The following is a 24,478-nucleotide window of genomic DNA, read 5'->3' on the forward strand; positions in this document are numbered from 1 at the left end:
TTGCGACAGATTTAGACCAGGTTGTAAATCGGATGTGAAGAATCGAGCATCTTGGCGAAATCCTCTGCCGGAACCGGCTTGCTGTAGAGGTAACCCTGCGCCTGGTCGCATCGTAGAAGGCGCAACAAGTTAGCCTGTTCGTCGTTCTCGACGCCTTCTGCCACGACCTTCAGGTTGAGGTTGTGGGCGAGGGAGATGATGGTATTGACGAGCCCCATGTACGCGGGTTCGGTAGTCATTCTCATGATGAATGCGCGGTCGATCTTGAGCTCGTCTATGGGCAGTGTGACAAGGTATGCAAGCGAGGAATAACCGGTGCCGAAGTCGTCGATCGCAATCACGATGCCGAGCGTTCTCAGTGTCTGGAGCACGTCCCTCACTTGGTGCTCCGCCGTCACGAGGCCGCTTTCCGTAAGCTCGATCGACAATGCAACTGGTTCACACTTTCCGACCGCGAGCTCGTGCTGGATATCGGCTATGAAATTCCTGTCCCTCAGTTGAAACGCGGTGACGTTCACCGCGATCCTGGGTGCGCCGAGTCCGGCGTCGCGCCACGTGCAGAAGTCGATGATGGTGCGGCCGAGTGCCTGGCGTCCGGCATGCAGGATCAAACCCGACGATTCGAGCACGGGAATAAACTCCGCGGGAGACACCAGGCCGCGTTGCGGGTGCACCCATCGCATGAGTGCCTCAGCACCGACGATCCTGCCGGTGGCCAGATCGATCTTCGGCTGATAGTAATTGATGAACTCTCTTCGAGAGATGGCTTTGCGGAGTTCTCCTTCAAGCCGCAACTGAGCGGCGGTTGCCTCGTCCATCTTCTTGTTGTAGAAGCGGAATGTCTGTTGGAGACCCCGCGCACTTTGTGCCGCCTGCTCGGCCGCCGTAAGCAGCGCGCCGATCGTTTCCCCGTCGTCCGGAAAGAACGCCGCACCAAGATAGATCGCGCATCCAACTTGCTCGTCGCCCATGGAGTAAGGGGCCGAAAGCGCCTCGGCGAGATGCTGTGTGGCAAAGCGTGAGAAATTCGCAGGATCCTCATCGGGCACGAACAGAGCAAAGAGCCTTCTGCGCACCGACGCCGCGATGGCCCGATCTGGAGCATGCGCCTGCAGGCGTTGTGCCGCCTGCTTCAGGACCGAATCGATCGCTCCGGCACCGTAGGCTGCGCCTACCCGGTCCAGTTGCTCCATCCCGACCGCCAGCAGGCAACCGCAACGGATTTGTGGTGCGAGCGTCCCGAATTTGTCTTCGAAACCGGCCTTGTTGGGCAGGCCGGTGACCGTGTCGTAGAAAGAGAGATAGTGAATGTCCCTGGTCTTCTGCAGACGGTCGATGCCAAAGGAGATATCCGCGGCAAGTTCGCGTGCCCTGTGCAGATAAAATGCATCGAAGAAATTTTTTCGAGTTGCGTAGAGGTTCATGGTTCCCCAGAGTACATCGCCCACCGCAAGCGGCAATACCACGGACGCGAGAAGGCCATGCCGGTGGTGTACGCCGTAGGAGCCAGTTCGCGGATCGATCGCAAGGTCGTTGCAAACCCTCAAGCGCCTGCTGACGATCACTTCGGAGGCGAGCGCCCTTTCGAGAGGTTCGCTTGCAATACTGTGGACCACCGACTCGGCGAGCTCGCCCTCCGAGGCCGCCCACGCGATCGGCCGTAGGTCCCCAGACGGGAGATCGAGGCGCCCGATCCACGCCATTCTGAGGCCGCCCAGCTCGATTACGGCGTGGCAGGCTTCGCTGCACAGGCTTTCGATATCGGTGACGCGCGCGATCATCGCACTGACATGGGCGAGCATGGAGTAGTACTGCTCGTGCCGCGACAGGCGCCGCCGCAGATTGAGCTGCGCCACCACCGCGCTGGACAGGGTGACAAGCGCTTCGTATTGCGCCGCCGTAAGATCGCGCGGCACGCGGTCGATCACGCATAAGGTGCCCACGGCGCTTCCTTCGCCGGTCTTGAGCGGCATGCCCGCGTAAAATCTGATCTTGGGATCACCGGTCACCAGGGGGTTGGCGCGAAAGCGCTTGTCTTTCGAAGCATCCGTTACGACGAAGAGCTGATCCGGATTGACGATCGCGTGCGCGCAAAACGAAATGTCGCGCGGCGTTTCGATCACGTCCAGGCCGACGCGGGCCTTGAACCACTGGCGTTCGGTATCGACCAGCGATACCAGGGAAATCGGCGTGCCGCAGACGAAAGCGGCAAGGCGCACCAGACTGTCGAATGCTTCCTCCGGGGCCGTTTCGAGAACATCGAGCGCGGCGAGTTCGGCAAGCCGTTCGCTCTCGTCAGCCGGGACCACGGGAACGGTGTAAGTCATGGCGGCACCTGCTGCGACTCGTCAAAAGTTGATGGTGACGGTAATGGTGTCGGTGTAAGTGCCCGCGCCCACGTTCTGCTGAGCGGGCAGCCGCCCGTAGACGGTGTGATCGATGGCGCCCGGAAGCGCAAACGCGCCAGTTACGTTTGCCGTTCCCCCGCTGCCGTCGCCCCACACCGTGGTTCGCAGCGGATCGATGTACAAATTGTAGGAAAGCGTGTACCCGCCGCCGCTCAGCCTCCGGGGGGAGTACGATCCCGCGCTGCCCGCGCTCAGCAAAACTGTGTAGCCCACCGTTACCGTGCTGCAGGTCACGCGCAGCGTGCCGGCCGTGTCCGTCGGCGCGACGCTGAAGGGCGAGTAAACGCCGAATGCAACCGGCGTGGGATCCACGCTGCATGCGGATTCCGCAGCGTTCGCCAGGAGGAGCAGCAGCGTCGAGAGCAAGACCATGTGCGTATTCATGGACGCTCCTCCCTGCAGAGCACGGTCCCCAAATGGGGAACAGGCTCTCCGTCTTGTGGGGTACGCACTTCAAAAGTGCAGCGCTGGCCGTTCCATTCGGCGTGGGCGCGGTTGCTAGCAGCGAGCCCGGTGAGATAGACCTCGCCATCCAGACCCACGGGGAAGCGGTCCGTCCGATCTTCGAGCTGCACCTGCGCGCCGGGCGGTGGCGTCTTGCCGTCTTCCAGGACGAGGCGAAGCAGCGCGCCGTGTGCCGGCCGCACCGGGAAGGACACCACCAGGCCACTGCGGAAATAGGGCACGGCTTCGCGTTCTATTGCCCCGATCTCCGTATCCAGCGGCAGATCGGCCTGCTCGACGCGCAGGAGGTTTCGATCGTATGCCCGCAGCCGCGGCACCAGGACGCTGCCTTGCGCATCCGTGCGGGCCACGGGCTGGTTGTCTGCATACACCTGAACGCCAGCGTATTCACCCACGCGCACCAGGGCAAAGCTGTCGCTGAGAGGCCGCGTGAGAAACGCGCGGTCGTCGAGCAACGCGAGGCCGCCCGCCGCGCCCACGCGATACGCCATATCGCCCCGGCTGCTCGCCGCGTCGGCGGTGTAGGTCCCGATGGCGTTTTGCGCACTGACGCCGCCTTGCACCAGTTCGTCGGTTCCCGATCGTGCGAGTATCCGGTAGCCCATGCCTTCGCCGGCCGGGAGGTTGCGCTGCACCTGCACTGTGCCGTAGCCATGGCCCGCTTGACGCACGGCCCCTGCGCTCGCGCTCGTGCGCGCGTCGAGGGGCATGGTGAAGGTCACCGCTAGCGCGTGCTCGGTACGGCGCACACCGTCAAAGCTCTCGATGCGGAACGCGGACACGAGCAGCGACCCGGGCCCTGCTCTCACCTGGTAACTCAGGGTGGCAAGATGCACGTCCGGACGGTCGCGGTGATGCTGATCGACATAGCCCAGGCCCACGGTGCCGTTGCCCGGCACGGGAAAGCCCACGCGCGCTTCGCTTTGCCGTATGGGCGCCCGCAGCCCCGGCGGCATGCCGAGCTGGGCGAAGTCCGCGCTCGCTGCCTGCGTGCGCAGGTTCAGGCTGAAGCTTCGCGACTGGCGTTCGAACTCGGCCGCCGACAGCACACCGTTGCCGCGATCGCTGTGGCTGCCCGCAGTCGACAGAGTGAACACGCCGAGGCTGCCCCACAGGAAGGTGCCGCTCGCTCCTCCCGTTTGCTGGCTTCGCAGCAGCTCGGTGCTGAGCTCACCCGTAAGGCGCTCAGTCAGACCAGCGCGGTAGGCCGCAGCAGCGAGCGCCTGCCCGTAGTCGTTGCTCTCGACGCCGAAGTTGTTCCGCAGGAAGCCCGCCTGATACGCGAAATCCGTGAGCCCGGGCCGCAGCAACCGGGGACTCGCGTAGTAACGCTCGCTGAGCACCTGTTCGCGCCCCAGGAGATCGCGCACCACCACCCGCAATTCGCCTTCTCCGGTAATGACCGGGAGATTTGGCAGCGTGAACGGCCCGGGCGGCAGCGTTTCATGCGCGCGCAGGGCATCGTTGATGAAGAGATCGACAGTGGAGGGCAGCGCCGACTCCCCCGACATGGCGGGAAGGGGAAAAGCGACGAAGCCCGGCCGCACGGCGAAATTGGTGGCCCATTGCACGCCGCCAAAGCGCACCGGGAGGCTCCACGCACCGGAGCGCGAAATTGCGTCGCCCGCGCGCAGACTGGCGAGAGCGCCGGGTTCATCGCGGGTCCAGGTGGTTTCGAGGCGAATCATGCGCGCACGCTCGTTGAGATCGCGTGCCAGCGCGGTGGCCGTGCCTACGCCAGCGCCGTTGAATGCACCCAGTTCGACGAGCCCGTCGAGATACGCCTGTTCCGCAATCCGCTGGGCAACGAAGTCGTAATTGAAAAATGCGCCCGGCGGCGACAAAGTGGGTGCAGACAGATTCGGGCCGGAAAAACGGCTCGTCGGCAGAAAGAGCTCGGCGGGCGCTTGGATCGTGAGTGTTTGTGAACTTGCATCCAACGCATGGACGACACCGGGCAGGGCGTCGAATGCGTAGTAAGGCTCGCCGCGATGCCACAGGGGAGCGACCGGCGGCAGTTTGAGTCGCCAGCCCTCGAAATCGCTGCCCTTCGCGAGCAAGCTGCCGTCCGCGCGCTGCAGCAGCAGCGTCACCGCCGGATCCTGGCGGTTGATGCTGACCGCAAGCCACAGTTCTTCGAAGGCCTCCGCCCGCACCGCCGCGACCGGCTCCGCGGCATGGGATTCCGCGACGCTTCCGAACCACGCGACAACGATCAGGATGACGACCCTGTCAGTCGAGCGCAACATCGGCATGCACGTCGCCCGTATCCGTTTTCGCTCTCACACGCAGTGGCGCGCCCGCGGCCGGCATGCGTGAACCGACGAGCCGCCACCGCCACGAATGGCCGGGAAGCACGTAGGCGCCCGCCGCTTCCGCCACGGCCTGTGATCCGGCGATGATCTTCAGCTCGATAATTCTTGCGTGCGCGTTGCCCGTGTTTTGCGCGTGCAGCAGGATCGCGCCGGCGTCTTGTATCGCCCGCCAGCTTAGAAGAGGCGCGACCGGCGCTCGGGGCAGTACAAATACCGGAACGCCGACGCGTAGCGCGATGCGCACGCCCGTGCCGTGCGGCGCCACCGAATCAGGGATTTCCTGGAGGTAAAGCCGGTAGGCGAGTTCGCGTTCTGCGTCGATCGCTCGCCGCAGCCCTACGCGCACCGTCTGCGTCGCTCCCGGTGCGAGCGTGAAAATGGGCGGCGTCACGAGCAACTCGCGGGTGGCCGCGTAATGGTCGGTGGCGTTGACCTGCGTCCACGCCATGACCTGCAGATGGAGGCCGACGGGCTGCGTCCCCGCATTGCGCACGGTGAGCGCGGCGACGGGTTGCGCGGCGGAAAGCGTGAGGCGGACCGGATTGACCTCAAGCGAGGCCCCGGCCGCGCAAACGCTCCACAACACGCAGGCGCAACCGATCCAGCCGGTGGCACGCGCCACCAGGCTCGACGGACGCGACATCAGAAATTGATCGTAGCGGTGATGGTGTCGACGTAGTTGCCGGCCGGCACGTTCTGCCCGGCGGGAATCTTGCCGAACACCGTGTGCGGGATCGCGAGCCCCGTGCCTACGCCCGTGATCACGTCTATGGCCAGCGTATTGCCCAACACCACCAGTCGGTCCGCAGCTTGATAGAGTGAATAATCCAGCGTTTCGGTTCCGCCCACGCGCGTCATCTTGCGGCTCGCGACGGTTCCGCCCGCGCCTATGCCGGCATCGAGCCCGATGGAATAGGGCACAGCCAACGTGCAGGTGGCGGTCACGACGTTAGTGCCGTTGGTGTTGTCCGTGGGCGACGAAGTCGTATAGATGCCGAAGTCGTGGTTGGCGGCCGAGATCGTGCAGCCCGCGGACACCGTCACGGTAACCTGGAAGGTGGTGGTGCTGGTCGCCGCGTGCACAGTGGCGATGGCGAACAACAGAATGCTGAGCAGAACGGATCGAAATGCTGTTTTCATGACCTCTCCTGGTTTTGTCTGATTGCTCAGACCGAAGCTGCGGCTTCCTTCACCTGCCTTGCCAGTCTTTGCGATTGCGGAGAGGAACGGTAGATGCCTGATGGCCCGGCGCCGTAGGGCCTCGGGACCATAGAGCCAGACGGCCCTAGGAGGGGAACGTAGCGCGCACGAAGCGGACCGCTGCCTCGGAACGGCGTGTGATTTTCAGCTTCTGGAAAATGTGACTGAGGTAATTCTTGATGGTCTTGGGCGAAAGCCCCATCGCCGAAGCAATCTCCTTGTTGGTCCTGCCCTCTGCCACCAATGCGAGCACGCAGCGCTCCTGCGCCGAGAGCCCGCTTTCGCCGACGTCGGCTGTGGATGTCATCTGTGTGCGCAGTCGCTCCAGGATATGCCGTCTGCTGACCGGATCCAGGACCGACAAGCCCTGCCCCGTCATCTTTACGGCCTGGATCAGGTTCTCACTGCCGATTTCTTTCGACAGGTAGCCATCGGCATTGGCGAAGACCGTGGCGAGCATGGCATCATCGTCCTCGAATGCGGTCAGGAACAGGACCTTCGTCTCCGGACACGTGGCGCGCATCTCGCGACACGCGTCGACACCGCTGCCGTCGGGCAACCGGACGTCCATCAGCACCAGGTCGGGTTTCAGGCGCGTCGCCGCAGTGATCGCCTCCGACACGGTCGGGGCCTCTCCGGCGATTTCGATGTCGGCACCGGTGAGCACCGAACGCAGCCCGGCGCGCACGATCTCGTGGTCATCGACCAGCAGCACCCGCATCGGACGATCCTTAACGGAGGTCATGGATAGCGTTCTCTTTCGGGATATGCAGGATAATCGTCGTACCTTGGCCGGGCGAGGACACGGTCTCGAGTTGTTCCCCAATCTGTCGCGCGCGGCTTTGCATATTGCGCAATCCGCCGGCGTCTCGCCCTGCCGCACCGGGATCGAATCCCACCCCGTCGTCCCTGATTTCGAGACGGACGCCGGCATCCGTGCCGTGGAGTGACAACTCCGCATGCTTGGCCTGTGAATGCCGCACGGCGTTGCTCAAGGCCTCCCGCGCGATGTGCAGGACGTGCTCCGCCTGTTGCGGGGTCAGCCACGCGGCGGCCAAAGGATCCAACTTCAGCCGGAAACGCAGCGTGCTCATCGCGCTGATTGTTTCCACCAGCTTGGCGAGTTCGACACCCAACTCTGGTTTACTCAGAACCTGCGGTTCGGAACCCGAAATATAGTGGCGCACTTCCCGGATCACGCCGTTCAGGCCGCCGATAGCTTGCGCCAAACGCGTTTCGGTGTCCTTCGGACTATCATGCAGCAGTCGCTGGCAAACCTCCAGTTGCATACCGATAGCGTAAATCGCCTGAATGATATGGTCGTGCAAATCCCGGGACAGGTGCTCCCGCTCATCGAGTGCCTGGCGCAGCCGCCGCTCGCTCTTCTGCAACGCCTGCTCCGCGAGCTTGCGCTCGGTGATGTCCTGAGACACGGTGACCGTAAAACGCGGCTCGCCGGTGGCGTCCTTGATCAGCGACACCGTGTTGCGTACCCAGATCAGTCCGCCACTCCTGGTGCAATAGCGTTTTTCCACCTGGAAAAACTCTCTTTTGCCAGCGATGAGTTCCTCGCGTAAAACGTGGTTTTGAGGCAGATCGTCAGGGTGGGTCAGGCTGAAAATGTTTTTACCTCGCAATTCCCCTTCCGAGTGACCGACCATGCGCTGGTAAGCGAGGTTCGCTTTCACGTACCGCCCCTCGGGATCGGCCATGTAAATGCCGGCAGGCGCCGAGTCGAACGTAACCCGCAACAATTCCGCGCGCTCACGCAAGGTTTGCTCCGCTTTCCCGCGCTCGGCGGTTTCTTCGACGAGCCGTGCGTTCGCTGCGGCGAGCTGCGCGCTCTCGCTCTCCGCGAGCTCGGCACGTACGCGGTCCGTGATGTCCTGCGTGAAGCACCGACTGTGGATGAAGCGCCCGTCCTCCTGGTAGCCATTGCACGAAATAAGCACGTGCCGTGTCGATCCGTCCTTGTGCCGCAGGCGTGCCGCACAATCCTTGAGCGGCACATTTGCATTGAGCTTCGCGAGGATGTCCTCGGCCACTTCCCGGTCGACGTGGAAGTCGATGACGTTGCGGCCCACGTACCCTTCCCTGGCGTAGCCCAGCATGTCGAGCTCTTCCTGATTCACCCCCAGGATCGTCCCGTCTGGAGCGACCCAGTGGATGCCCACCGGCGCGTTTTCGACAAAGTCCGTCAGTTCGCGCTCCCGCCGGTGCAGGGTATCGATGGTCTTCCGATAGGCCGTACCGAAATACGCCAGAAACCAGAGGGTAAACAGAGTGATGGTGCGGTTCGTCAAATCCGTCCGCAGATGGCCCTCCGGAGACAGAAACAGTCCGACGACAGTAAGCGCGGCACCCGTTGCAGCCATGGCGAGCGCCTGGCGGGGAGTAGCCCACACCAAGGCAGCCCACAGGATCAGGACATAAAAAAAAGGGATTCCAAAGCCGAGGGGCGTGAAGCCGTCGATAGCGAACACTGTCGCAATCAGCAGCGCAACGAGCCATGCCTCCATCGACTGAAAGCCAGGCTTTGCAGGAAACGCCCTTCCAAAAACCGGTGTGTCGGTCACAATGCGCCCCCTCCCCTTGTGCTGAAACACGCTTCCATACTAAGACAACAGCAATTGAGTATGCAATGCGGAAGCTGGCTGAATCGCGGCCGGACTGTCATGCACGAGACATCAGGTATGTGACTTCATCTGCCCAAGCGGCGCGCCGATTCTGACTTGAATTCGACTATGAACTTGAGCGGCGCAAACTCGTACAAACGCTAATCGATATCGACGAGGCGCGGGTCGCGCCGCAGATTTCGCAGAGCCGGAGACCGACCCCGGCACCGGCGCCCAGATGAGGGAGGGGACGGCTCGCTCACGTGGCGTGTACCGCTCGAAATCTCGGTCCGCGTGATCGGGTGTTTCGGGAGATCCAGTTGTCCGCGAGGTTCTGGAAGATCGTTGTCTGGCAGGAGGGAGAGTGGAATTGTAAACGACTCTCTGCGCCACTCCGAGCGTTCTTGAAGGCGCCATCCGCGCAAGCTCAAGCCGTGCGCGCCTACGCCGTTATTGGCAGTCGTAACCCTAGCCCGGGACCAGCCATGAATATCTTGAAAAGCGCCGCCGCCAGCTTCATCCTGATCGCACTCGCATCGGGCTGCAGCTCGACGCACCCCTTGATCGCAGACAAATCGGTCCTGGTCAGCCCGGGCCTGCATGTTTCCCATCAGGCGCTGGCGGGCGCCGCGATAGCCGGCGCTGTCGTCTGGTATGTCGTCGATCCGCTGGCGCCGACGTGGGGCATCGCACGCAGGAAACTTGCACAAGATCGTTATCGCATCGACCTTCGTCAGAAGCGATTCGCGGTCGGAGGCGATGGCGAAGCACGACAGGTATTCCACCGCGCAGCGGAAACACTCGCGGAAGAAAACGGCTACTCCGGATACACCATCGTTTCCTACACCGAGGGACTCGAGTCCGGACCGCTGCTCGGCCAGCGCGTTTCACGCGGCGTCGTGCTGCTCACCCGGACGGAAGAAGCGGCGCGCGACCACTAAAAAAATACCCATCCGAAGGGCAGGAGGGTTATCCGTCTGGAATTCAGCGCAACTTCGGCCGCAGATCGACCAACCGTAATTCGAGTTGCTCTGGCGTCTCAGGCAGGGGCACACTGCATGGCAAGGACTTCGTCATACATGGCATCCGGAGCGAACCCGATCCCGTTCGGCCACGTTACCGCGCCATTTTCTATCCGTGCCAGCGCGAAAACGGAATCGTCGGCAAGCGGCGCCAGAACGCCGTCGAGCCGGTCCCTCGAAAGATCCACGATGCCGCAAAGTCCGTCGGCAAAAGCCACCTCCAGCCTACGGCCGGGAAGCACCCTCAATCTCGTTACATTCCAAGGAACCATAGCCATCACTCCAAAGGTTGGATCGGCTTGGGCATTTGGTTCGCTCGGCACAAGCGCCAGTCTTCCCTAAGTTCTCCACGGTGCTCGGTTGCCCACTCCAGCGCAAGCGCCAGCGCACGCCGTGGCAAATTTCCTCTCAGCACTTCGTCTCGATCGCGATGATCGCCTCGAACTCTCCATAACGAGCGTGAAAATGCGCCGGCTCGTGTTCACGCCAGTACATGGTAATGACGATACCAAAGAAAACGCTGATTGTGGGCATTTCGCGCGCCTCAGGTCCGACCCTTCATGTCATCGATTACATTGAGGATCGCCACGGAGTCGGACCGGGCGCCCCCTCAGACCAATCCCTTGAACGGCGAATAGCGTTCGCACCACGCTGCAGTTGCCAGAAGGTAGTTCTCTTCTTCCGCCGCGCCGATGAGTTGCAGTCCGAGCGGCATGACCTTCGGTCCCTTGCCCGTCGGAATCACGATGGCCGGAAGGCCAACCAGTGTCCAGATGCTGCAGAAGCGCGGATCGCCGGTGTTCTCGCGTGTGGCGGGCGCCTCCCCCGCGGCAGGCGGGGTCATGATCGCCGAATAACCGCGGTCGAAGAATTCCGCCAGGCTTTGCTGCAACTGCGTGCGCACTTTCAACGCTTCGCGGTAATCCGCCTCGCGGATGTTCTCGCCTTCATCGAGCGCCTTGTTCAGGTAATCGGAAAATCCACCGCGCCAGATTTCCCGCGCTTTCTTCGCCAGCCGCGCAACTTCGTACAGCATGATGGTGCGATGGATCTTGTGCGCGCCATCGAATTCGCCGGCGATCTCCAGCACGTCTACCGACGCTCCCGCGTCGCGCAGGCGACCGATGTCCGCTTCGAACTGCATGCGCTGGTCGGGCTGCGCCAGATACCACACCGGGGAACGCACCGCGGCCAGCTTCGGCGCATTGCGCAAAGGCCTGACTTCCGGTGTGATCACCGTGCGTTGTGCTGTCAGGCTGGACACCAGGAAGGCCGCATCCGCCACTGAGCGCGCGAACACGCCGGGCTGATCCAAGGTCGGGGAGAACGGCATCGCGCCGCGCGCCGACATCTGACCGAAGCTGGGCTTGTAACCGACGATGCCGCAGAACGCGGCCGGCCGGATGACCGAACCGTTGGTTTGCGTACCGAGCGCACCCGCGACGAACCCCGCCGCGACGGCCGCCGCTGATCCACTGGAGGAACCGCCCGGCGTGTGGGCGATATTCCAGGGATTTCGGGTTTTCGCCGGCACCATGAACGCGGCTTCGGTGGTCACGGTCTTGCCGAACATGATTCCGCCCGCGGACTCCAGCCGGGCAACCACATCGGCCGTGACGTCCGGCACATAGCCGGCGTACGCACGACAACCCATCTCCGTGGGAATGCCCGCCGTATAGAACAGATCCTTGACCCCTATCGGCATGCCGTGCAACGGATGCGCGACCCGCATCGCACTGTCGGCCTTGTCCGCCCGGCCCGCCAACTCCAGTGCACGCGCGCGATCGAGCCATTGCCATGCCTGAACGTCTTTTTCCAGTGCATCGATGCGCGCAATCAAATCCCGCGTGTAGTCGGCACTGGTCAACTTGCCGGAACGGATGCGCAGCGCGGCATCGCGCAATCCAAGTTTGTAGAGTTCTGTCATTTGTCGGGTTCCCGAACGCAGCGCAACGCTGCGTTGAAAAGGTTGATTACGCTTTCAGGAAAGTCCTGTAGTCCGGATTCAGAAGATTCGACGGAATCTGGCCGGACAACGCAGCGGCGAGGTTCTTCGCGGCTGTCATGGCCATCGCCTTGCGCGTCGGTTCCGAAGCACTGGCGATGTGCGGCGACAGCACGACATTGGCGAGTTCGAGAAACCCCGGATTCAGGCTGGGTTCGTTTTCGTAGACGTCCAGCCCCGCCGCCCAGATCCTGTTCTTCCTCAGCGTCTCGATTAGCGCCGCGTCATCGACGATGCCGCCGCGCGCCATGTTGATCAGCACGGCGGTCGGTTTCATCAGCGCAAGTTCTCTTGCGCCGATGAAGTGCTGCGTTTCCGGCGTGAAGGGCAGGATCAGCAGCACCACATCGGCCTTGCGCAGCAACTCCTCCTTGCCGGCGTGGACGGCGCCGGATTCCCTTTCCGCGTCGGTCGCGGCACGGTTGCGGCTGTGATACATAATCTTCATGTCGAAGCCGCGTGCGCGTCGTGCGATCGCCTGCCCGATGCGTCCGAAGCCGAAGATGCCAAGCGTCGCGCCATGCACATCCTGGCCGAGCATCTGCTTCAGGAACGTGCCTTTCCATTTGCCCTTGCGCAGGTAGGCTTCGCCCTCGGTCATGCGCCGGCAGGTGGCGATGATCAGCCCCATCGAATAATCGGCCACGCTGTCCGTCAGAACACCCGGCGTGTTGGTCACCATGACGCCGTGACGGGTACACGCCTCGACGTCGATGTTGTTGTACCCCACCGCGGTATTGCAGACCGCCCTGATGGTGGGGCATTTGTCCAGCAGCTCGGCGTCGATGCGGTCGCTGGAAGAGGTCTGCACGCCGTCCTTGCCCTGCAGTTTGGCGATCAGCTCCTCGCGCGCGTAGAGGCGGTCGGCCTGATTGGACTCGACCTCGAAATGGCTTTTAAGGAAATCGATGGTTTCGTCGAATACTTCACGGGTGACCAGGATCTTCTGTTTCATCTTGCCTTTCTCTTTGAATTTTTTGGTGTGCCGGCAACGCCAGCGGAGGTTATCCCGAAGCCGTGCGGATCGGCAAGAACGTCGGCCATCCCGTCACGCGCTCACAAGGCACGATCCCGCTGGTTGCCACCCGGGATTGCGCCCCGGGCGAGGCTGCCGCCCGCGTGGCGCGTGCTCCTTCGGGTTGCCAGCCCAGCAGCCACAACAGAGCGAAAAACCCCAGCACATAGGCGACGGCAACGTGCCAGCCGTGCCATATCCAGGCGCCGACCGACCTCGATTCGGGAAACAGGCTCGACAACGCCACGCCGGCGGAAGAGCCGAACCAGATCATCGACCCGCCGAAGCCGACCGCATAGGCCAGCATGCCCCAATCATAACCGCCCTGCTGAAGCGCCAGTGCGGTGAGCGGTATGTTGTCGAATACCGCAGAAACAAAACCGAGTCCGAACGCCGTCTTCCAGGAAGCCGCCGGCAAATTTTCCACCGGCATCAGCGAAGCGGCGAGCACCAGCGACAGCAGGAACACGCTGCCCCTGAGCGCCCCCGGCACCTGTTGCCAGGCCGGTCGCCGCAACGGCGCGGCCGCCAGCAACGCCATCCAAACCGCGGCACCTATGAACGGGAACCGATCGGCAAGCTCCGGAAACCCGACATTGGTCGCGACGTTGGCCGCAATTGCCGCCAGCAGGATGACCCCAACGACGCCCAGCCGGACCCAGTCCACTCGCACATCGGCAGGAGGGTCGGGCGTAATGGGCGCATGACGCTGCTGTTGGCGCGCCGCCACCACGCCGCAAAACAGCATGGCGACCGCTGCCGCCACATACGCATGCAATACCGAAATGGGACTTACGCCGGCGATCCACATCATCGTCGTCGTGGTATCGCCGACCACGCTGCCCGAGCCACCGGCATTGGACGCCGCCACGATGGCGGCGAGGTATCCAAGATGCACCCCGCCGCGAAATACGGTGGAGGCAATGGTGCCGCCGATCACCGCGGCCGCGATATTGTCCAGAAAGCTCGACAGCGCGAAGACCATGAGCAGAAGCACGAATCCGCCCTTCCAGTCGTCGGGCAGGAATCGGGGTAACGCATCGGGCGCGCGACTGTCGCGGAAGTGCTGCGCCAGCAGCGCGAACCCCACCAGCAGCCCAAACAGGTTGGCGAGAACCACCCATTCGTGGCCGAGATGCGTGAGCAGTCCGTCGATGCCCGGGCCGGTCTTGAAGCCGGTGATCATCAGCTTGTAGACGACGATCGCGGACAACCCGATCACGGCGACTCTCAGCGTATGGCGATGAAACAGCGCAATGCCGGCCAGCGTCAGAGCGAACAGAATGAATTCGAAGGGAATGCCAAGCATAGGTTGTGCGCAATGATAGCTGCTCGCGCTGCATCGGCAAATGCATCGAACAGAATTTACTCCGCCAGGATTTAATCCGCGGCGGCCTGAGCTGCACTCCCCGTTGCGCCAGCCCACAACTGACTCTGCCGCCGGACCACATCGTTCAGCGTCTGAGTAGCCTTTAGTTCGGCCCGCAACCAGGATGCGTCGTTCTCGCCGGATTCGATGCAGCGCCGGATTTCCTCAAGTGCTGCCGTGGAACCCAGGACATCGGCGTGGGGAGCCAGCCGCACCAGCGTTTCCGCGATGTCTTCCTTGAGCGTCCGGCGGGTACGCGATCCGGCGTCGATGAAACCGGCTTCCAGTCCATAGCGGCAGGCGGTAAAGCGGTTGAAGCTGTAGACGCGATAGACATCCAGCGACGGCGCGCTGGGCCGGTCCAGCAGCAGATGGCGCGCGAGAGCCTGCGCGTAGGCCGCCAGCGCCGCGGCCTTCTCGACGGTCAGCGGCGTATCGCAGACACGGATCTCGATGGTGCCGAATTCCGGCTTGGGCCGGATGTCCCAGTAGAAATCCTTCATGCTCTCGACCACCTTGAGATCGCGCATGGTGTCGAAATAGCCGTTGAATTCGCTCCAGTCGGCAACGAAAGGCATGGTGCCCGAAAGCGGAAAGGCGTTGATGTTGTTCAGCCGCGATGAGTCAAAAACAGTGTCCATCCCCTGCGAGAAAGGAGATGAGGCTGACAGCGCGATGAAGTGGGGAATGTAGCGCGACATCATGTGCAGCAGATAGATGGCGTCATCGCCGGAACTCACGCCGACGTGAATGTGCTGTCCGAAAACGGTGAACTGCTTGGCGAGGTAACCGTATATCTCGTGCAGGTGGAAGAAGCGCTCCTTCGGGAAAATGCGCTGCTCGCTCCATTTCTGGAACGGGTGCGCGCCGCCGCCTGCGATCGCCAGGTTCAACCGGCGTGCATTGCCGACCACGGTGTCGCGTATCGCCGTGAGTTCGGAGAGCATGGTGAGGTAGTCGGTATGCACCGAGGTACTGATCTCGATCATGCTTTCGGTGATTTCCGGCTTGATGTCGCCGGCATGCTTTTCCTTCTCGATCAGCGCGAGCAGGTCCTCCGCGCCACGAATGAGGTTCCAGTCGTGGGTGCTGAGGATCATCAGCTCGAGCTCGACGCCCATTGTGAAGGGCGCCGACCGGCTGAATTCGAGCGTCATGCGCCAGCTCCAGTTGCCGGTTCGGTTTCACCCGCCCGGCGAAGCGCCCATTGCGTAGCCAGCGGCCCGACCAGTTCGAGAATAACCACGGCCGACAGCACAATCGAGGACAGCTTCGCGCCGAATTCCGGATACAGCGCCGAGGCGCCCTGCACCATCACGACGGCAATGGCCGACATCGGCACCATGCCGATTCCGAGCAGCAGGGCTTTCTTTTGCGTGATGCCGGACAACGGCGCGAACAATCCAAGTCCGATCAGCTTGCCGGCGAGTCGCGCGAGAATGAATGCAGCACCGATGGCACCGGCCACTGCGAGTTCAGAAAGCCGTAGTCCGGCTCCAGTGATCACGAACAGCATGACCAGGAAAAACTGGCCCCCGGGACCGAACTCGACCGCCATCAGGTCGTGGTCCCGGTCCAGATTTTTGGCGAATACGCCAAAGGCGAGCAAGGCCAGCAGCACTGACAGCTTGAAGGAGATCGCGCAACCGACGGTGCCGACGATCAGTCCGAGCAGCATGCCGAACTGGCTGTCCTCGCGCTTGCCCAGCCAGCGCGCGAGCGTGCGCGCGACGATGAACGCCACATACCCCAGCGCTGAAGAGCCGACGATCAGGTACAGCGGATGCGACACCACCCGCAGCCAGTCGGCGCGATATTCCAGATGCACAAAACCGAACAGCAGCGCGATCAACAAGAAAGCAAATACGTTGTTCAGCGCGGTGAGTGCCAACAACCGCTCGGTCAGCGGGCCCGTGGCCCGCTGGTCGTGCACGATCATGATCAAAACCGCCGGAGAGGTTGCCATGGCGATGGCCGCTGCGGTCGCCGAATACACCGGCGCAATGTCGAAGAAGCGCAGTGTTCCGTAGACAAACAGGAACGACAGCAGACTTTCGGCCACGCTGCTCGCCAGCAGCCAGCGGTCGTGGGTGAACCAGCGGAAATCCAGCCGGCGCCCCAGCTCGAACAGAATCAAGCCGAGGGAAATATCGACGAAGATCGATAACTCGCCGAGCATGGTCTGATCGAGCAGGCCGAGCACGCCGGGTCCGAGCACCAATCCTGTCGCGACGAACCCGGTGATCCGGGGCAGTTTGAGCACACGCACGAATATCTGCCCGACTCCGAGTCCGCATAACAGCACCGCGCCGACCAGCATCATGTTGCTGGCGGCGAGCGGAAAGGAAGGCAGGAAACCCATGTCATCCATGCCGGGCTTTGACCCGAGAACAGGGGCCGGAATTCAGCGCTGAAGCGGCAAAAAATCGATCCGGCCGGATGCCGGGTAGCCGGCGGATTCACCGTTTTTATTACGGCCTAACCACCCACGACGATGACATGGACCCTGAAAGGCCCATGCGCACCGAGCACAAGCGTCATCTCGATATCGGCAGTGCGCGATGGGCCGGATACGAAGTTCACCTGGCGCGGCAGGCCGACCCGTTCGCGACGCAGCAGGTCCCAGCCGTCTTCCATTGTCCGTACGATGCGGGAGGCCGCAACAATGGCCACATGAATTTCCGGCAACAGGCTGGTGGTCGCATGCGTGTTCTCGCCGGAAAGCAGCATCAACGTGCCGTTCTCGGCCGGCGCGCAAAACGCTCCGGTTATGCCGAGTTTATCGTCTCCATGACTGGGGCGCGCCTCGATCATCAATCCCGCACCGGCCCAATCGAGTTCTGCGAATTCCGGCCAGCACGCGCCGCTGGTCGGCAGGTTTTCCTCTGTCAGATAGGACGCTACCGCTCGCGGTACTTCAGCAAGCGATCCCACCTCGTCGACGGTAGACATCATCGCGATGCAGCGCTCTTTGAATCGCGGGACCGGCTCCCAGTCCATCGTCGGCAACGGTCCGCGCCCGCGAGCGTCGAGGTGCGCCAGGATCGCGTTTCTTTCCTTTGTGCCGGTCCCGGCTTCGCGGCCATTTGCTTCGCGAATGCGCCTGAGAATGTTGTCGCGCGCGCTCATCGCGTTCTCCGATTTCTATTCCGCGCATACAGTTCGCGAAATGTCTTGCCCCGCGGCGCGGGAAAGTCACGGCCCGACGTCCATTCCGAGCCTGCCGCCGGCAGTTTGTGCAGCAGTCGATCGCGCCCGCCCAGCCATTTGCCGATGCGGGCAGCGATGCGCGTCAGTACGCCATATATAGCCGGACGTGCAGCCGTCCACGCCCACAGTCTGAGCCCGACGCGCTCCGACCAAGGTCGCAGGTTTTTCTGCACCTGTTGTTCGCGCAACTTGCGCATCAGGTCGGGCAATGGAATCTTTACCGGACAGACGACACCACACTGATTGCACAGCGTCGACGCGTTCGGCAGGTCGATCGCGTTCTCGATGCCGACATAGGCCGGCGTCAGGATCGAGCCGATCGGTCCGGGATACACCCAGCCATACGCATGCCCGCCGATGTTCTGGTAGACCGGGCAGTGATTCATGCAGGCGCCGCAGCGGATGCAGCGCAGCGCCTCGCGAATCTCAGATGCAAGCACCTTTGTGCGTCCGGCATCCACGATGATCACATGGAATTCGCCGGGGCCGTCCGTGTCGCCGGGCCGCTTCGGTCCGGTGGTGAAGGAAAGGTAGTTGCTGATGGATTGCCCGGTCGCGGACCGGGTCAGCACACGCAGCAGCAACGAAATGTCTTCCAGCGTCGGTACGATTTTCTCGATGCCGGTGATTGCCACATGCACGCGCGGCATGGTGGTGGTCATGCGGCCGTTGCCCTCGTTGGTGACGATCATCGTCGAGCCGGTCTCGGCGACCAGGAAATTGGCGCCGCTGATCCCCATGTCCGCGTTGAGGAAGTGCGGGCGCAGCACCTCCCGCGCCTCATGGGTCAATGCTGCGATGTCGTTGAGTCGCGGACGACCGTGCTTTTCCGCGAACAGGTCGGCGATGTCGTCCTTCGACTTGTGCACGGCCGGGGCAATGATATGCGACGGCGTCTCGCCGAACTGCTGGATGATGTACTCGCCGAGGTCTGTCTCGCGCACATCGAGTCCGGCCGCCTCCAGCGCATGGTTGAGGTTGGTCTCCTCGCCCAACATCGACTTCGACTTGATGATCTTGCGCACCTCATGCTTGCGTGCAATCTCGATCACCAGCTCATTGACCTGCTGCGGCGTTTCCGCCCAGTGCACGATGGTGCCGGCAGCTTTGGCTTTTTTCTCCCACTCTTCCAGCAGCAGATCCATGTGCTGAAGGCCGAAGTCCCGGATGCGTGCGGCCGCCTCGCGGATCTCTTCGAAATTGTCCAGCTCGAGGATGGAGCGGGAGCGCGCGACCACGAGCTTGCCTTTGGCGATGCGCAACGCCTTCTGTACCTTCGGATCGGCGAGCTTCCGGCTGGCTGCCTGTTTGAACTGATTCGATGAAACCTCCATCTCTTCTCCCCGGCTCAGTCCGCAGTCCTGCGATCCAAGTCCTGGATCGGATCGGTCATGCCGGCGAGAACTTCCGCGACGTGCAGCACCCGAATGTTGTTGTCGCCGCGGCGACGCAATCTGCCTTCTATGTTCAACATGCAGCCGAGATCGCCCAGCACGAGCGCATCGGCCTGCGCGGACTGCACGTCCTCGCATTTGAGGTCGGCAATGCGCGAGGAGATCTCGCCGTATTTCACCGCGAAGGTGCCGCCGAAACCGCAGCACTGTTCCGGTTGCTGCATCTCCCTGACACTCAGTCCCGCCACCTTCGAAAGCAGGACCCGCGGCTGCGTCTTTACGTTCATCTCACGCAGTCCGGAACAGGAATCGTGATAGGTGACCGACCCGCTGAACTGACCAGGTACGCTGTTTATGCGTGCAACGTTCACCAGAAAATCCGTGAGTTCGTAGGTCTTGCGCGCAATCGCCTCGACTTCCTGGGTCAACTCGGGAAACTCGGATAGCAGCTCGGGGTAGTGGGCGCGGATCATGCCGCCGCAGGAACCCGAAGGCACGACGATGTAGTCGCAGCCGGCAAACTCCTTGAGCATTTTTTTCGCGAGGGCCTGCGCCGCCTTGCGGTCTCCGGAGTTGTACCCGGGCTGGCCGCAACAGGTCTGGCTCACCGGCACGATGACCTCGTTGCCCGCCGATTCGAGCAATTTCAGGGCGGCAAAACCGATGCTTGGCCGCATCAAGTCCACCAGACAGGTAACGAACAGACCAACTTTCATGGATCTCCAGAGGGGGTTTGGTGAGCGCTCGAACTCCAGCCGGCACGTCTACCGCGCCAGCCCCTTACGCTCCGACCATATTTACGGCTCTAGTAGGCAATCTGCGCGCTTCGCCCTCAGACCAGCCTCAGGCAGAGGCCGGCGCGCATCGGGCAGACAGCGGCGCAGCGCAGCAAGGCTCGAATCATAGCATGGGCTATTTTTATGCCCCGCCGCGGTTGTAGCCAACCGTTTCAATATGTAAAATTGCCGCATCGCACAAATCTCTGAGGGTGGAAGCAATCGTGGCCGAAGCCAATGGCAAGACCTCGATTCAGGTCATCGAGCGAATGATGGACCTGCTCGACGCGCTGGCGCGCAACGAAGAGCCGGTGAATCTCAAGCGTCTCGCCAGTTCCACCAGCCTGCACCCCTCGACCGCCCATCGGATTCTGAACATGATGGTGGAGTTCAGGATGGTGGACCGCATCGAACCGGGCACTTACCGCCTGGGCATACGCCTGCTCGAGCTTGGCAATCTGGTGAAATCGCGCATCAACCTGCGACAGGAGGCGCTGCCGTTCATGCGTCGCCTGCATCAGGAACTGCACGAGACGGTCAATCTCTCCGTACGCCAGGGCGACGAAATGGTTTATGTCGAGAGATTGCTGTCCGATCGCACCGCAATGCGTGTGGTACATCTGATCGGTGCGCGTGCGCCGTTGCATATCACCGCGGCCGGAAAAATCTTCCTGCTGGAAGACGGCCCGGAAAAGTGCCGGGAATATGCGCAGCGCACCGGACTCGAGGTATTCACCAAGAACACCATCCGCGACCTGGTGGCGCTGAACAAGGAACTCGATCGCGTTCGCAAGCTGGGCTATGCCCTCGACACTGAGGAGGCCGAGAATGGGGTCTCGTGTATCGGCGCCGGTATCCACGACGACGAGGGACGCCTGGTCGCGGGATTGTCGCTTTCAGCGCCCTCCAATCGGATAGAGAAGGCCTGGTGTTCCAAGGTCAAACAGATAGCTGAAGAGATATCCCGCGCACTCGGTCATTTGCCGGGCGCAAGGGTAGCTTGAAGGAAGTGGGGAAGCGGACCTGGTCAGCCGGAAATACGCAATACGTCTGCCTCGATCCAGCGTTTGATGCGATTGGCATCGGCGATTCTGGAAAGTTTGCCCCAGGAATCGAGCAATACGATAATCACGGGCTTGTCGGCGATCATTGCCTGCATCACCAGACAACGTCCTGCCTCGCTGATGTAACCGGTCTTGGACAGGCCGATGTCCCACTGGCGGCTCTTGATGAGCCGGTTGGAATTGACATACGACAACAGGCGGTGACGGCGTCTGTCCTCGGATTCGATCTTGAACGAATCGGACGTCGTATACTCGCGAATAAGCGGATAGGTGTGCGCGGCCGCCACCATTTTGGCGAGATCTTCGGCGGTCGAGACGTTATCAGGAGTCAGTCCGGTCGGATCCTCGAAATGGCTGTTGACCATCCCCAGCTGGGCGGCTTTCTGATTCATCGCAATGACAAATGCCTCGGTGCCGCCGGGGAAGCTGCGCGCGAGCGCTGCGGCAGCACGATTCTCCGAAGCCATCAGTGCCAGTTTCAGCATCTCGGCGCGCATCAGCGTCGTTCCGACCTGCAACTTGGAACGTGAACCTTTCTTGCGATCGACATCGGTCTTGTCGATGTCGATGGATTCCAGCAGCGGCAAGCCGGAATCGAGTACCACCATCGCCGTCATCAGCTTGGTAATCGATGCGATTGGCATGATCTGGTCGACATTCTTGGCGAACAGCGGCTCCCCGGAATCCTGGGCAAGCACCAGAACCGCGCCGGATCGGAGCCGTAAGGCCACCGGTTTGGCGGAGAAATGGGATTGCTTGACCCCCGTCTGAACAATGCCGCCAGCCGCAAGGGCCGGCAAGCCGCAGGCAGAGAGGTAAAGACACAGGAAGCCAAGGATCGCTTTCATTCGAAATCCGCCCCGAAACTTATAATCTATGATGTTTTTCAGATAATAAATCCCGACGTACGATACAGCCCCGGCGAGATTTCCTGCGGCCATGGCCAAACTGCGGTGTCCACGGTCAAAACAGTAAGCAACATATCAAAAATAAATTCAAAAATCAAGGAGTAAGGGAAGACTTTCAATAAGTCCTTGAACTTTAATGCCTGGCGCATTCATTCTCTGCATATTTCCTATAGAAATATCATGCAACCAACGGCGAGTACACGCAAATCTTGAGGTATGCGCCTCAGGCGACGCCCACAGTCAGCGCCACCAATTCTCCAACCCTTTCTTCCTCCTGCTGCAAGGCCCACATGTGGGCATAGGTGCCGGCCTGCCCGAGAAGATCACGATGACTTCCGCGTTCAACGATGCGCCCCGACTCCATGACGAGGATCTGGTCGGCATCGATGATGGTCGACAGGCGATGGGCAATGGTCAGCGTGGTGCGACTGGCGGAGATGCGCTTCAGTTCGGCCTGGATGGCCTTCTCCGACTTCGAATCGAGGGCAGAGGTCGCCTCATCGAAAATCAGGATCTTCGGATTCTTGAGCAGGGCGCGGGCAATGGCGACACGCTGCTTTTCACCGCCCGAGAGCTTCAGGCCGCGCTCGCCCACCATGGTCTCGTAATTGTCGGGCAGGGATTCGATCAAATCATGAATATGCGCTGAACGCGCTGCATCCATGACCTGATCGCGCGTCGCCAGCGGATCGCCGTAGGCGATATTGTAGTAGATCGTATCGTTGAACAGCACGGTGTCCTGCGGAACGATCCCGATCACCGCGCGCAGGCTCCTCTGCGTCACGTCCCGGATTTCGATGCCGTTGATCGTAATCCGCCCGCCGCTCACGTCGTAGAAACGAAACAACAGTCGCGCCAGGGTGGATTTGCCCGATCCGCTCGCACCCACCACGGCAACCGTGTGCCCGGCGGGAATCTCGAAGCTGACTCCGTGCAGAATCGTCCGGCGCGGCTCGTAACTGAAATCCACCTTCTCGAATCTCACGGTCGGCAGATCAGGCGCGAGATCGGTCGCATGCGCGGAATCCTGCACTTCGCGGTTCTCCGAAAGCAGCCGGAACATCTTGTCCATGTCGACCAGCGACTGCTTGATTTCCCGGTACACCATGCCCAGAAAATTGAGCGGAATGTACAGCTGGATCAGCAGGCCGTTGACCAGCACCAGATCGCCGAGCGTCAGCTTCTGGCCCACCACGCCCTGTGCCGCCAAAATCATCAGCGCCGTGACTGCGATGGCGATAACCAGGCTCTGGCCGATGTTGAGCGCGCCGAGCGAGGCCTCGTTCTTTACGTCTGCGGATTCGTATTTCTGCAGGCTTTCGTCGTAGCGGCGCGCCTCGAATTCCTCGTTGTTGAAGTACTTCACCGTCTCGTAGTTCAGCAGACTGTCGATCGCGCGGGTGTTGGCCTTGGCATCGAGTTCATTGGCGCGCCGGCGGATGTCCATGCGCCACTCGGTTACCGAGATGGTGAAGCCCAGGTAGATCACGACCGCGGCTATGGTGATCGCCATGAAGCGCCAGTCGAATTTGGCAAGCAGAACGAACGCGACCAGACTGAATTCGATGATTACCGGGATGATCGAAAACAGCATGTAGCTCAGCAGCGTCGAGATCCCGCGCGTGCCGCGTTCGATGTCGCGAGACACCCCGCCGGTCTGGCGTTCGAGATGGAAACGCAGGCTCAGGCTGTGCAGGTGCCGGAACACCTGCAGCGCGACACGGCGGATGGCGCGCTTCGCCACGCGCACGAATACGATGTCGCGCAATTCGGCGAACAGCGTCGTGGAAAGCCGCAACAAGCCGTAGATAGCCAGAAACGCGAACGGCAGCACCAGCACAGCCTGCTTCGCATCCATCGAGTCGATGATTTCCTTCATGACCAGCGGCACACCCACATTGGCCAGCTTCGCGGCCGTAAGGCAAAGCAATGCCGCTGCCACCCGCCCTTTGAATTCCATGAGGAAGGGCAGCAAAGTGCGTATGGTTTGCCAGTCGTTACGACGCCAGACGGCAGCTTCAGGAGACCGCGGAGCGGGAGCAGGTTTGTTCAAGTCAGGGAAATGCCGAAACCGAAGCGGCTTCGATATGGGAAATGTAATACGGCCGGGATTTTTGTTGACATGACAGTATGCGGCATGGACAGTTCAAACTCTACCCATTGATACTGTATATTGATTCGCCTGTGGCGCGGCACCGCGGCTGCACTGCTTGCGTGGTTCTGCCGGCTCAAATCCGCCTCTAATTCGCATGCCGGGAGTGAATACTCGATCATGGCTGCCGTTGCTCGCTGGTTGTTCGGTTTGCTGGTCGTCTTCGTCTTGTTGTTCGCCGCGTACACTTGGTTGGTGCTGAGCTGGAGCTATTCGGTCGGCGAGCGCGCAGGCTACGTGCAGAAATTGTCGAAGAAAGGCTGGATCTGCAAGACCTGGGAAGGCGAACTCGCGCTGGTGACCATGCCAGGAACGGTGGCGGAAAAGTTTTTCTTCAGCGTGCGCAATGAAGCGACTGCGGAACAGATCAACCGCTCCATAGGGCGCCGCGTCTCTCTAGACTACGAAGAGCATATCGGCGTGCCGTCGAGCTGCTTCGGCGAAACCGGCCACTACATCACCGGCGTCAAGATCATCGAGGAACCGGCCCCGCTATCTCCCGTGCCGGTGCAGCCACCCCCACCGCAATCATCGCCCGCGCCTGCGAAGCAGTAGAAAAC

21 protein-coding genes and 2 pseudogenes are annotated in these 24,478 nt (G+C 61.6%); 3 read left to right on the forward strand and 20 right to left on the reverse strand.

Translation table 11 applies throughout. The features are described 5' to 3' along the window. Positions 1 to 11 precede the first annotated feature (11 nt). From HY067_02720 to HY067_02750, 7 genes are all read right to left on the reverse strand, one after another. Positions 12 to 2,327, reverse strand: coding sequence for an EAL domain-containing protein (locus tag HY067_02720; protein MBI3526862.1), 2,316 nt, complete (start codon positions 2,325 to 2,327; stop codon positions 12 to 14). Between the two features lie 21 nt (positions 2,328 to 2,348). Beyond that, positions 2,349 to 2,792, reverse strand: coding sequence for a spore coat protein U domain-containing protein (locus HY067_02725; GenBank protein MBI3526863.1), 444 nt, complete (start codon positions 2,790 to 2,792; stop codon positions 2,349 to 2,351). Continuing rightward, a complete protein-coding gene (locus HY067_02730; protein MBI3526864.1) occupies positions 2,789 to 5,128 on the reverse strand; it encodes a fimbrial biogenesis outer membrane usher protein in 2,340 nt (779 codons plus the stop codon). Before HY067_02730 ends, HY067_02725 begins: the two co-directional genes overlap by 4 nt. Further along, entirely contained in the window at positions 5,106 to 5,831 is a 726-nt protein-coding gene (locus tag HY067_02735; GenBank protein ID MBI3526865.1) for a molecular chaperone, read from the reverse strand. Before HY067_02735 ends, HY067_02730 begins: the two co-directional genes overlap by 23 nt. Then, positions 5,831 to 6,328, reverse strand: a complete 498-nt coding sequence (locus HY067_02740; protein MBI3526866.1) for a spore coat protein U domain-containing protein — start codon at positions 6,326 to 6,328, stop codon at positions 5,831 to 5,833. Before HY067_02740 ends, HY067_02735 begins: the two co-directional genes overlap by 1 nt. 145 nt (positions 6,329 to 6,473) lie before the next feature. Further along, complete coding sequence (locus HY067_02745; protein ID MBI3526867.1) at positions 6,474 to 7,109, reverse strand: response regulator transcription factor; 636 nt, start codon at positions 7,107 to 7,109, stop codon at positions 6,474 to 6,476. A 10-nt stretch (positions 7,110 to 7,119) separates the two neighbouring features. Further along, positions 7,120 to 8,964 carry a PAS domain S-box protein gene (locus HY067_02750; protein MBI3526868.1) on the reverse strand — a complete coding sequence of 615 codons (1,845 nt, stop codon included), beginning with the start codon at positions 8,962 to 8,964 and terminating at the stop codon, positions 7,120 to 7,122. Positions 8,965 to 9,488: 524 nt separating this feature from the next. Here HY067_02750 and HY067_02755 point away from each other — a divergent pair. Beyond that, on the forward strand, positions 9,489 to 9,944 hold the full coding sequence (locus tag HY067_02755; GenBank protein MBI3526869.1) for a hypothetical protein: 456 nt from the start codon (positions 9,489 to 9,491) through the stop codon (positions 9,942 to 9,944). 98 nt (positions 9,945 to 10,042) lie between these two features. On the opposite strand, the gene HY067_02760 is transcribed toward HY067_02755, so the two are convergent. The 10 genes and pseudogenes from HY067_02760 to HY067_02805 all read right to left on the reverse strand — a co-directional run bounded on the left by HY067_02760 (position 10,043) and on the right by HY067_02805 (position 19,734). Further along, on the reverse strand, positions 10,043 to 10,297 hold the full coding sequence (locus tag HY067_02760) for a DUF2442 domain-containing protein (GenBank protein MBI3526870.1): 255 nt from the start codon (positions 10,295 to 10,297) through the stop codon (positions 10,043 to 10,045). 5 nt (positions 10,298 to 10,302) lie between these two features. Then, positions 10,303 to 10,559, reverse strand: a pseudogene (locus tag HY067_02765) (DUF4160 domain-containing protein). A gap of 76 nt (positions 10,560 to 10,635) precedes the next feature. Beyond that, the gene (locus HY067_02770; protein ID MBI3526871.1) at positions 10,636 to 11,952 is read right to left on the reverse strand and encodes an amidase; all 1,317 of its coding nucleotides are present in this window, start codon (positions 11,950 to 11,952) and stop codon (positions 10,636 to 10,638) included. Between the two features lie 46 nt (positions 11,953 to 11,998). Beyond that, complete coding sequence (locus tag HY067_02775) at positions 11,999 to 12,985, reverse strand: D-glycerate dehydrogenase (protein ID MBI3526872.1); 987 nt, start codon at positions 12,983 to 12,985, stop codon at positions 11,999 to 12,001. A gap of 178 nt (positions 12,986 to 13,163) precedes the next feature. Then, a pseudogene (locus HY067_02780) lies at positions 13,164 to 14,354 on the reverse strand (citrate transporter). 71 nt (positions 14,355 to 14,425) lie between these two features. After that, complete coding sequence (locus HY067_02785; protein ID MBI3526873.1) at positions 14,426 to 15,571, reverse strand: glutamate--cysteine ligase; 1,146 nt, start codon at positions 15,569 to 15,571, stop codon at positions 14,426 to 14,428. Continuing rightward, positions 15,568 to 16,785: a cation:proton antiporter gene (locus HY067_02790; GenBank protein ID MBI3526874.1), complete on the reverse strand. Its 1,218-nt coding sequence runs from the start codon at positions 16,783 to 16,785 to the stop codon at positions 15,568 to 15,570. The genes HY067_02785 and HY067_02790 overlap by 4 nt, the downstream gene beginning before the upstream one ends. Before the next feature lie 107 nt (positions 16,786 to 16,892). Continuing rightward, positions 16,893 to 17,543, reverse strand: a complete 651-nt coding sequence (locus HY067_02795) for a lactate utilization protein C (protein ID MBI3526875.1) — start codon at positions 17,541 to 17,543, stop codon at positions 16,893 to 16,895. Continuing rightward, a complete protein-coding gene (locus HY067_02800) occupies positions 17,540 to 18,958 on the reverse strand; it encodes an iron-sulfur cluster-binding protein (protein MBI3526876.1) in 1,419 nt (472 codons plus the stop codon). Before HY067_02800 ends, HY067_02795 begins: the two co-directional genes overlap by 4 nt. 14 nt (positions 18,959 to 18,972) lie before the next feature. After that, positions 18,973 to 19,734, reverse strand: coding sequence for a (Fe-S)-binding protein (locus HY067_02805; protein ID MBI3526877.1), 762 nt, complete (start codon positions 19,732 to 19,734; stop codon positions 18,973 to 18,975). 329 nt (positions 19,735 to 20,063) lie between these two features. Between HY067_02805 and HY067_02810 the strand changes: the two genes are divergently transcribed. Next, positions 20,064 to 20,798 carry an IclR family transcriptional regulator gene (locus HY067_02810; protein MBI3526878.1) on the forward strand — a complete coding sequence of 245 codons (735 nt, stop codon included), beginning with the start codon at positions 20,064 to 20,066 and terminating at the stop codon, positions 20,796 to 20,798. 23 nt (positions 20,799 to 20,821) lie between these two features. Here the strand turns inward: HY067_02810 and HY067_02815 are convergent, their stop codons facing one another. The 3 genes from HY067_02815 to HY067_02825 form a co-directional block, all read right to left on the reverse strand. Continuing rightward, the gene (locus HY067_02815; GenBank protein ID MBI3526879.1) at positions 20,822 to 21,799 is read right to left on the reverse strand and encodes a serine hydrolase; all 978 of its coding nucleotides are present in this window, start codon (positions 21,797 to 21,799) and stop codon (positions 20,822 to 20,824) included. Continuing rightward, the gene (locus tag HY067_02820; protein ID MBI3526880.1) at positions 21,745 to 21,915 is read right to left on the reverse strand and encodes a hypothetical protein; all 171 of its coding nucleotides are present in this window, start codon (positions 21,913 to 21,915) and stop codon (positions 21,745 to 21,747) included. The genes HY067_02815 and HY067_02820 overlap by 55 nt, the downstream gene beginning before the upstream one ends. A 74-nt stretch (positions 21,916 to 21,989) precedes the next feature. Beyond that, positions 21,990 to 23,726 carry an ABC transporter ATP-binding protein/permease gene (locus HY067_02825; GenBank protein ID MBI3526881.1) on the reverse strand — a complete coding sequence of 579 codons (1,737 nt, stop codon included), beginning with the start codon at positions 23,724 to 23,726 and terminating at the stop codon, positions 21,990 to 21,992. 309 nt (positions 23,727 to 24,035) lie between these two features. Between HY067_02825 and HY067_02830 the strand changes: the two genes are divergently transcribed. Continuing rightward, entirely contained in the window at positions 24,036 to 24,473 is a 438-nt protein-coding gene (locus HY067_02830) for a hypothetical protein (GenBank protein MBI3526882.1), read from the forward strand. Positions 24,474 to 24,478 lie beyond the last annotated feature (5 nt).

Source organism: Betaproteobacteria bacterium (assembly GCA_016194905.1).
Classification (GTDB): domain Bacteria; phylum Pseudomonadota; class Gammaproteobacteria; order Burkholderiales; family JACQAP01; genus JACQAP01.